The sequence below is a fragment of the Parafrankia sp. Ea1.12 genome (assembly GCF_900465275.1).
Taxonomy (GTDB): domain Bacteria; phylum Actinomycetota; class Actinomycetes; order Frankiales; family Frankiaceae; genus Parafrankia; species Parafrankia soli.
Window position 1 is genome coordinate 1 of sequence record NZ_UBIZ01000532.1, and the last position, 8915, is coordinate 8915.

The 8915-nt window shown below is 68.9% G+C and carries 8 protein-coding genes and 2 pseudogenes; 2 read left to right on the top strand and 8 right to left on the bottom strand.

Translation table 11 applies throughout. The features are described 5' to 3' along the window. Positions 1-211: pseudogene (locus FMEAI12_RS30775) on the top strand (branched-chain amino acid ABC transporter substrate-binding protein); the annotation flags it as partial. A 284-nt stretch (positions 212-495) separates the two neighbouring features. Beyond that, the gene (locus tag FMEAI12_RS30780) at positions 496-1803 is read left to right on the top strand and encodes an ABC transporter substrate-binding protein (RefSeq protein WP_112108790.1); all 1308 of its coding nucleotides are present in this window, start codon (positions 496-498) and stop codon (positions 1801-1803) included. Here FMEAI12_RS30780 and FMEAI12_RS39370 read toward each other — a convergent pair. The 8 genes and pseudogenes from FMEAI12_RS39370 to FMEAI12_RS30815 form a co-directional block, all read right to left on the bottom strand. After that, positions 1800-1922 carry a hypothetical protein gene (locus tag FMEAI12_RS39370; RefSeq protein ID WP_255565763.1) on the bottom strand — a complete coding sequence of 41 codons (123 nt, stop codon included), beginning with the start codon at positions 1920-1922 and terminating at the stop codon, positions 1800-1802. The two genes, FMEAI12_RS30780 and FMEAI12_RS39370, sit on opposite strands and share 4 nt — an antisense overlap. 24 nt (positions 1923-1946) lie before the next feature. Further along, a complete protein-coding gene (locus FMEAI12_RS30785; RefSeq protein ID WP_112108791.1) occupies positions 1947-2912 on the bottom strand; it encodes a pirin family protein in 966 nt (321 codons plus the stop codon). Positions 2913-2992: 80 nt separating this feature from the next. Beyond that, positions 2993-4097: pseudogene (locus FMEAI12_RS38835) on the bottom strand (integrase core domain-containing protein). A 55-nt stretch (positions 4098-4152) separates the two neighbouring features. Beyond that, complete coding sequence (locus FMEAI12_RS30795) at positions 4153-5526, bottom strand: NAD(P)/FAD-dependent oxidoreductase (RefSeq protein WP_112108792.1); 1374 nt, start codon at positions 5524-5526, stop codon at positions 4153-4155. A 243-nt stretch (positions 5527-5769) separates the two neighbouring features. Continuing rightward, positions 5770-7332, bottom strand: coding sequence for an ABC transporter substrate-binding protein (locus FMEAI12_RS30800; protein ID WP_112108793.1), 1563 nt, complete (start codon positions 7330-7332; stop codon positions 5770-5772). A gap of 114 nt (positions 7333-7446) precedes the next feature. Beyond that, positions 7447-7575, bottom strand: coding sequence for a hypothetical protein (locus FMEAI12_RS39375; RefSeq protein WP_255565764.1), 129 nt, complete (start codon positions 7573-7575; stop codon positions 7447-7449). Positions 7576-7876: 301 nt separating this feature from the next. Next, positions 7877-8095, bottom strand: coding sequence for a hypothetical protein (locus FMEAI12_RS30810; RefSeq protein WP_112108794.1), 219 nt, complete (start codon positions 8093-8095; stop codon positions 7877-7879). Positions 8096-8236: 141 nt separating this feature from the next. Further along, positions 8237-8518 (bottom strand): hypothetical protein, encoded by a 282-nt coding sequence (locus FMEAI12_RS30815; RefSeq protein ID WP_131626787.1) that lies wholly within the window; start codon positions 8516-8518, stop codon positions 8237-8239. Positions 8519-8915 lie beyond the last annotated feature (397 nt).

Sequence of the window (8915 nt, forward strand, 5' to 3'; positions counted from 1 at the left end):
GGTCTCCCCGGAGACCATCATCGCCGCGGCCGTGAGCGCGGTACCGGAGAAGGACCTGCCAGGTGCGAGCGGACTGCGGTTCCGTCGCACCGGCGAGGCCGACCCGGCCACGCCCGCCGTCCGCGTCCGCAGCGGACTGGTGACGACCCTCGACGACGAGGGCCAGCCCCCCGAGTGCGAGGCGGGCGGTTTCCCACCGACCGAGGACTGAGCCGACCGACCGGACCGAGGGCGGCCGCACCGGTCGCCACCTGCTCGCGAGCTGATCCGGTCGCCGGCCGCGCATACCACCAGACGCTGCCCTCCGTCAGTCATCAGCACCCCGTCAGAGCTGCATCGAGGTCCAGGGCCGGGGCGCGGCCCCGGCGACCCGTTCCCACCAGCGCAAGCAGGCCGCTCCGATGGACAGCGTCACGAGCCGTCGTGCCGCCCGGAGCGGCCCAGCCGGTGGAGGCGAACCGCCCCAGCCGACCACAACCGAGACGAGGTAGATGTATGCCGAATACAGAGAATGTGGCCGCTGGGATGCCCCGCAAGCGGTCGCGGCGACGCTCGGCTGGCACCCGCCTGGGCGTCCTGGCGGTGGCGGCGAGCCTGCTGCTCGCCGCCGGATGCGGCGACGACAGCGCGGACCCGTCGGCGGACGACAGCACCCCCAGCGGGGACATCTCCGCCGTCCTCGGGCCGATCGCCAAGGCCGAGGGCACCCCGGTGCGGATCGGGGTGATCTCGGACGGCAAGGGCCCGGTGTCGGACCTCTCCGTCGAGTTCGACATGGCCGAAGCCACTGTCGGGTACCTGAACGAGCGCCGTTCCGGCATCGCGGGCCGGCCGATCGAGCTGGTGACGTGCGAGGCCCTGGCCGACCCGGCCAAGGGCACCGACTGCGCGAACCGGATGGTCGAGGAGGATGTCGTCGCCGTCATCGTCGGGTCCTCGTCGATCGTGGAGAGCATCTGGCGGCCTCTGCACGACGCTCGCGTGCCGGTGATGTTCCACTCCGCGAACGGCGCCCCGCTGCGGGACAGCGAGTCGACCTTCGCCATCACCGATTCCGCCTTCTCGCTGATCAATTTCCCAATCCAGCTGGCGAAGGAAGAGGACGCCGGGAAGGTGACGGCGGTCACGATCGACGTGCCGTCCGCGACGGGCATCTACCGGACCGCCGCTCCGTCGGCGTTCGACGAGGCCGGCGTCGAGCTCTCGGTCGTGCCAATCCCCCCGGGCACGGCCGACATGACTCCGCAGATGCAGAACATCGCCTCCGGCGACCCCGGCATCGTCGAGGTGACCGGAAACGACGCGTTCTGCATCGCCGCGTTCAACGGTCTGCGGGCGGTCGGATTCACCGGGACGGTCACGGGCGTCTCGCAGTGCATCACTGACAGGACCCGCAAGGCGGTGCCGGGCGATTTCCTGGAGGACATGCCCGTCCCCGCGACGGTGCCGCTCGGCACGGACAACCCGGCGACCCAGCTGATCAACGCGGTCGCGACCACCTACGGCAAGGACGTCGACACCGGCCGCACGGCTGCGATGGCCATGTTCACGGTATTCGCCGCCTTCCAGTCCGCGACCGAGGAGATCTCCGGCGAGGTCTCCCCGGAGACCATCATCGCTGCGATCAAGGGGATGCCGGAGAAGGAGCTGCCGGCCGCTGGCGGGCTGCGGTTCCGCTGCAACGGCAAGGCCGACCCGGACCTGCCGGCGGTCTGCGTCCGCGGCGGGCTGGTGACGACCCTCGACGACGAGGGCCAGCCCACCGAGTACGAGGTGATCGGCAGCACCCCCATCGAGGATTAAAGGTGCCGGGATTCCTGGGTGACGACGCCGGCCAGGGTGCGGGCCGCGCCGGCATAGTCCTGAGCGTCGAAGAACAGCTTCCCGCGCTGGTACTCCTCGGCCAGAGTGGTATGTGTCATGTGGTGCTCCGGTCCTTTCCTGGTTCAGCGGCTGTATTCGACGACGGGTACGCGGCCCATCCGGCCGGCGTTGTAGTCCTCGATGGCCTGCAGGATCTGTTCGCGGCTGTTCATGAGGAACGGCCCGTAGTGGGCGATCGGCTCACGCAGCGGCAGTCCGCCCAGGAGGAGGATCTCCAGGTTCGGGGTGTCCTCTGGTTGCGAGTCCGCGGCGCCGATGGTGACGGCGTCTCCCGGGCCGAACACCACGAGTTGGTGGGCCTCAACCGGTCGGCGTTGCGTTCCGGCGTACCCGCGGCCGCTGAGCACATAGGCCAGCGCGTTGAAGTCCGGGTTCCAGGACACCTGCAGCTGCGCGCCCGGGTTCAGGCTGGCGTGGGCGTAGGTGATCGGGGTGTGCGTGACGCCGGGACCGCCATGTCCGCCGAGATCGCCGGCGATGAGCCGGACCAGCGCGCCGCCGTCCACGCTGCTGAGTAACATCAGTTCGCGCCCGGTAATGGCCTGGTAGCGCGGCGGAGCGAACTTCAACGCTGCCGGCAGGTTGACCCACAGCTGTACCCCATGGGTCCGCCCCCCGGATCGAGCGAAGGCCGCCGTCGGTACCTCGTCGTGCAGGATCCCCGCCCCAGCTGTCATCCACTGGGTGTCACCCTCGGCGATGATCCCACCGCCGCCGTTGGAGTCGTGGTGCTCGACGACACCGTCGATGAGGTAGGTGACCGTCTCCAGGCCACGGTGCGGGTGCCAGGGCGCGCCGACGGCCTGCATCGGGGCATAGTCGACCGGGCCCATCTGGTCCAGAAGGAAGAACGGGTCCGCAAGGTGCGTGTCCACCCCACCGGGGAAGGGCCGCCACACCTCGAAACCCGCTCCTTCGACCGCATGATGTGCGTCGACGACACGCGCCACCGGACGGGACACGGCATCCGCTGGTGGACGGCCAAGGCGTGGCAGCACGAGCGGGTTGTCCACAGTGATCGCGGGCATCGGATCGTGTGGGGCTCCAGAATCCCGATTCTGCCTGTGAGCTGGTCTTTTGCGGTTGATGCGATCTTCCGGGGGAGGTGTCAGGCGGCGTTGCGGTACTCGTTGATCAGCCCGCCGAGGATGCGTGTGCGACGGACGGTGGACCCCGGGGTCGGGGTGGCCACGGGTGGTGAGTCGGGTGGGTGTTGGCCGAGGGAGCGGTGGGGTCGGTGGGTGTTGAAATGCTCCGCGTAGCTGTCGAGGACCGAGGTCAGGTGCCGTTCGGAGAGGATCAGCAGTCTGTCGGTGCATTCGCGGCGGGCGGTGCCGACCCAGCGTTCCGCGATCGCGTTCGCCTGCGGCGACTGTGGCGGTGTGCGCACCACGTCGATACCGGCCCCGGCAAAGACAGCGTCGAAGGAAGCCGTGAATTTCGTATCACGGTCACGGATGAGGAACCGGAACCGGTGGCCACGTTCCTCGAGGTCCATCAGCAGGTTCCGTGCACGTTGGGTGACCCAGGCCGCGGTTGGATGCTTGGTGACCCCGAGGAGGTGGACTCGGCGGGTGGCGTGCTCGACGACGAAGAACACGTAGATCCGTTGTAGGAATACGGTGTCCACGGTGAAGGAATCGCAGGCGAGGATGCCGGAGGCCTGGGCGTGTAGGAACGTGCGCCAGGAGGCATCGGCCCGCCGGGGCGTGGGATCGACACCGGCGCGGTGCAGGATCCGCCAGACGGTGGCCCCCCGACCGGGTAGCCCAGCCCGACGAGCTCTCCCTGGATCCGGCGGTGGCCCCCGGTCGGATTCTCCTGCGCGAGGCGCAGGACCAGCTCGCGGATCTCCCGGCGGATCAGTGGCCGTCCGGGCGGCTTCCGTGGGTAGGTTCATTTTCGTGCGAGGAGGTCACGGTGCCACCGCAGCACGGTGGCTGGGGTGACGAAAACGAACCCCACCGAGCCCGGGGCAGCAGCCGGGACAGGGCTGCGAGGATCACCCGGTCCGCCGGTTCCAGCGTCGGGCGGTTCACCTGCCGGCGCAGCACCGCCACCTGATGTCGCAGGACAAGGAGCTCCACGTCTTTCGCGGTGTCGCCGCGCACGCGGAGCAGCATCAGTCCGAGAGTGTTGCGTGTCAGGGCGTAGAGCAGGGACCACACCATGACCATCCAGCCTGCCCGACGCGGGCCCTGTCCGGCGAGCAAACGCGCAGGTCACCGCCCGAATCGGGGTTCTGGAGCCCCACAGGGCAGGCTGGGGTTATGCATCGAGTTGTTCGAGGCCGGTGAGGTAGGCTTCGGTGTAGGTGGGGAACTGCGCGACCTGGTCGCGTAGCACGTCCAGCGGTATGCCGGCGCGGATCGCGAGCGCGGCTTGGTGGATCCATTCGCCGGCCAGCGGGGCGAGGGCCCACGCGCCGATGAGGACGCCGCGGCCTCGGTCTGCGAGCAGGCCCAGGGTGCCGGTCGGGTTGGTCTCGTACGTCCAGGGCCGGGCGATCGCGCCGGGCAGGTCGACCTCGGTGCTGGCGACGTCGATGCCACGGTGGTGGGCCTGGCTGGTGGTCAGCCCGACGGCGGCGATCTCCGGGTCGGCGAAGATGACCCGTGGGATGCCCTGGTAGACCGCGCGCCGCGGCCGGCCGCACAGCGTGTCCGCGACGACGCGGCCCTGGTATTTCGCGACGTGGGTGAACAGCGCCTGCCCGGTGACGTCACCGACGGCCCACAACCCCTGACCGAACCGGCAGTGCTCATCGACCCGCAGACCGCGTCCGTCCAGAGCGGCGACGTCGATGCCGACGGTGTCCAACCCCAGGTTGTGGACCTGTGGACGGCGGCCCGCGGCGAGCACGACAACGTCGACGTCCACCGTGGTGGCGTCGTCCAGGTCGAGGCGGGCGCCGTCGCCGGTGCGGGTGGCGCGGCGGACCTGCCGGCCGACCCGCACGTCGACGCCGTCCGCGGCCAGCGCGGTCTGGGTGAGCGCACCGACGCGCGGTTCCTCCCGGGTCACCAGCCGGTCGCCGCGCTCGAGGACAGTCACCTGGGCGCCCATACGGGCGAGGAACTGGCCGAGTTCGACCGCGACCGCGCCGCCGCCGAGCATCGCCACCCGGCCGGGGACGTCGGCCAACGTGGTGGCCTCCCGGTTCGTCCACACCGGCACGCCGTCCAGCCCGTCGATCGGCGGGCGGGCCGGGTGCGAGCCGGTCGCGACGATGACGTCGTCGGCCGCCAGCATCCGGTCGTTGACCTGTACCCGCAGCTGGCCGTCGGGGGTACGGCCCGCGAGTCGGCCGGTGCCCCTCACCACGGTGGCGCCCTGCTTCTCGTAGTCGGCGACCTGCCCGGAGTCGTCGAGGTGACGGATCATCCAGTCCCGGTAGTCGCGCAGCGCCGGCCAGTCCAGCGCTGGGCGGGTCACGCCGACGGCCCGGTCGGCCTCGGCGGCGGCCTCGGGTGGGCGTAGCAGCGTCTTGGACGGCACACACGCCCAGTAGGCACACTCGCCGCCGATCAGTTCCCGTTCCACCGCGGCCACCCGCCGGCCGGCGGCCAGCAGCCGGGAGGCCGCGACCTCCCCGCCCGGCCCCATCCCGAGCACGACCACGTCGAACTGGTCATCGGTCATGTCTTCCCCCTTTCCGGGTTCCTGCTCCCCTGTGACGGCCGGACGGCGACGGACTGGGTGTACCCGGTCTCGGTTCCCGCAGCGACCGCGAGCCCGAACAACACCAAGGCGAGCCGGGGCGACGCGCGGGCAGCCGGGCTGCTGACCAGTAGACCTTCCGGCGTCTCTCCCCTCTGCACGACGCAGCAGCCCCCAGCATTCATGGGACGCGGCGACCGCTCATCCGTCATCCGGGAACAGCGGCTACTGCTGGATCCACAGCTCCTCGGGCAGCAGTGAGCCGAGGCCGTACTGCACGAGACCGCCGACGTTCTTGCCCGCGATGGTGCTGGGGGCCGCCCGCATGAGGAAGATCACCGGAGCCAGTTTGGTCAGCCGCTGCTGCAGCGTCTCGTAGGCCGCCTTGCGCTCCTCCTCCGAGGCCTCGGTCCGGCCGGCCAGCAGGGCGTCGTTGAGTTCCGGGTCGTCGATACCGGGCAGGTTCGCCGCCGAGCTCCCGTGGAAGGTCGTCCACAACCGCGGCTCAGGGTCCGGGAAGAACGCGGACGAGACAGTCGCGTCGAAGTCGTGGGTCGTGCGCAGCCCGGCCAGCTCCGCGATATCAATGATCTTGATTTGGACCTTGACGTTGTTGAAGCTGCTGAGCTGGGCCTGGACGTTCTGCGTGATCGCCCGGCTATCGGTGCTGGGGGTGGCGGTGAACGTGAAGGACACCGGCTTGCCCTCGGCGGCCAGCTCGTCGAAGAGCCGCTGCGCGGTCGCCCTGTCCGTCTTGCGCAGCGGCGTCTCCGAGTAGAAGGGCGAGGCGTCGGTGAACAACGTGTCGGCCAGCTGCGCGGTGCCGTTGTAGGCCGCGAGGTTCAGCGCGTCCAAGTCCAGTGCCGCGGCGACGGCCTGCCGAGCACGAATGTCGTCGAATGGTGCTCTGCGCATGTTCAGTGCGATGTAGATGCCGCCGTTGAGCTGCATGACGTCGGTCGGCAGACCCGCCTCAGTGGCCTTGTCGACGTTGAGCCAGTTCGACTCGACGGCCACGTCCGCCCCCCCACTGATCACCGTGTTGAGACGCTGGCTGGCGTCGAGCGCCGAGCGGAGGGTGAGGCGGTCGAGGTAGGGCTTGGGCGCGTCCCAGTAGCGGGGGTTCTTGACGAGCTCGATGGCGGCCTGCCGGGTCCAGCTCTGCAGAGTGAACGGTCCCGCGCCGATCGGCTTCGCGTCGAAGGCCTGCTGGCCCTTCTCCAGGGCGGCGGGTGAGGCGATCCAGTTCATCGTCGAGGTAATGACGGACTGGGCGTACCTCGGCACAGGGGTGGCCAAGGTGACCTTCAGCGTGACGTCGTCCACCACCTCGGACGAGGCGATCGTCGACGCCTCCGCCCGGTTGGCCAGGCCAACGGCCGGGTCCTTGATCCGGTCCCAGTTGAACTTCACGGCCTCGGCGTTCAGCGGGGTGCCATCGGAGAACACCAGTCCCGGCCGCAGCTTCAGAGTGAAGGTGGCGCCGTTGTCGTTCGTGGTGAACGACTCGGCCATCGAGTACTGGACCTCACCGGCCTCATCGTTGGTCATCAACGTCCCGTACAAGGCGTTGCCCAGGAAGGCGCCGGACGCGTACGCGTTGCCGAGGGCCGCCGGATCCAGGGTACGTGGATCGCTCAGCGTGAGGATCCGCCCGTTGCCGCCTGCCACCGGCTCACCGGAGGCGTCCGTGGACGAGGCGGGATCGTCGCCACCACCACACGCCCCCAGCACAAGCGCCACACAGCACACGACAACGGTGGCGAGTAATCGCGTCCTACGGATCATTGTTGACCTCTCATCAGCAGTCGGGAGTCAGCATTCAGGATTGGAAGGAGGAGGAACGAACAACTCGGGGACTACTTGGCCGAGGCGGTGCCCGCACCGCATCCCACAGCCAGTTCAGTTCTGCGACCACAGCGGCTTGTCCATGCTCAGCTTCGCGTTCAGCGCCACGACCGCCTCCGGGGTCGCGTTCTCACCCAGGATGACCGAGGCCACCGAACCTGGCGTCAGGCTCAGCAACCCCACCGCACCCCATGGTGACCAGCAGCACCACCAGCAGGCTGCGACGGACCCGTCCCGCAGCAGTGAGAACCACGCAACTCGCTTCCTTGATCCTTGGGAGAGGGGGCACTGTTGCAAGTGGCCGTAACTACGAACTCGGCGTCGGCGCTGATCACCATCTCAATCTGTCGGCCGCGTTCACCGAACTCGCCCTCGCCGTCTGATCACCGAGCCCAACCGGGCATGGCATGCCATGCCATGCCTTCTCCAAACACAACAGTCCCCTTTGCGCCTTCCTCACGTCGAGTACGGCGATCTCGGCCGCTCACAGCAGGCTCGCGATCCGCCACAGCCCGATCCAGCTTTGCGGGAAGACGCGGGCGTCGACGAGCGCGGTGCGCACCTCTGGTTCGGAGTCGTCGCACATCGATTCCGACACCACATGAAAGACAGGCACGCCGAGCCAATGCCAACGCGTAGACGACCGCTCGGCGACGGCCATGAACGCGGTCGACCCCGCCATCGATGCCCGGGCCAGCATCATCGACCGTTGCCCCTTCGGATCTACCTTGTATACAGGACCCTTGTTGTATACAAGTCGGCCGAGATGCGCAAGGGGCCGATCTGGCCACCGGGCTACCCAAGTAGGCCGGGCCATGTCTGTCCGGCCGCGTCAGCGCCAAGATCACCAGGCTGGACCGGCCCCCGCCACGTCCCCGGCCCGCCTCGATGATGATCGGCCGATGCCGTCCGGCTCGTCGGTGGGGATGTTCGCGACGAGGAAGCTGACCGCCCAGGCGTGGTCGGCGACACCTTCCAGCGCCAGAGCAAGCTGACCATTCGGGATGGTGCGCCGTCGCCGGGAGCGGGGGTCCCGGGAGATCTCCTCGGCGAGGACCCTGACCCGCCGGATGATCGTGTAGGTGCCGGGCGACCAGCCCATACCCGAACAGGTCGGACTGATCAACAGACCCCGACATTCAAGATCTGGTAGCGCCGGGATAAACCGGCTTGGAGAAGGAGATGGAAGAGCTCTACGTCGAAGGAGTAGCGACCCACGACGACCCCGAGCCATGTGGCTGCTTCCGTAAGGGGGCTGCTGAAGCGTTGGTAGGGGCACGTGTAGGCCGGGTGATTGAGCCGCGAAATGAACAGTTCCAGGGCGCCGACACGTTCAGATCCGTGGAAGGCAACACCGCCGGGAGCGTTAGTCGCGAGTTCCCGGTGGGCCCGGCGCGGTCAGAGAACCATGGCATGCACGGAATCTCCAAGCACGAGAACCGGGAGATCCCGCGTCCGCCCGTCGGAGTGATGACCGGCGGGACGTCCAGGGAACGCCGAGGCGGTAATCCTGGGATGCACGG

Excerpts from the sequence above, each read along its gene's own strand:
- FMEAI12_RS30780 (WP_112108790.1), top strand. The coding sequence starts at position 496 with ATGCCGAATACAGAGAATGTGGCCGCTGGGATGCCCCGCAAGCGGTCG.
- FMEAI12_RS30810 (WP_112108794.1), bottom strand. The coding sequence starts at position 8,095 with ATGATGCTGGCCCGGGCATCGATGGCGGGGTCGACCGCGTTCATGGCC.
- FMEAI12_RS39370 (WP_255565763.1), bottom strand. The coding sequence starts at position 1,922 with ATGACACATACCACTCTGGCCGAGGAGTACCAGCGCGGGAAGCTGTTC.
- FMEAI12_RS30795 (WP_112108792.1), bottom strand. The coding sequence starts at position 5,526 with ATGACCGATGACCAGTTCGACGTGGTCGTGCTCGGGATGGGGCCGGGC.
- FMEAI12_RS30800 (WP_112108793.1), bottom strand. The coding sequence starts at position 7,332 with ATGATCCGTAGGACGCGATTACTCGCCACCGTTGTCGTGTGCTGTGTG.
- FMEAI12_RS30785 (WP_112108791.1), bottom strand. The coding sequence starts at position 2,912 with ATGCCCGCGATCACTGTGGACAACCCGCTCGTGCTGCCACGCCTTGGC.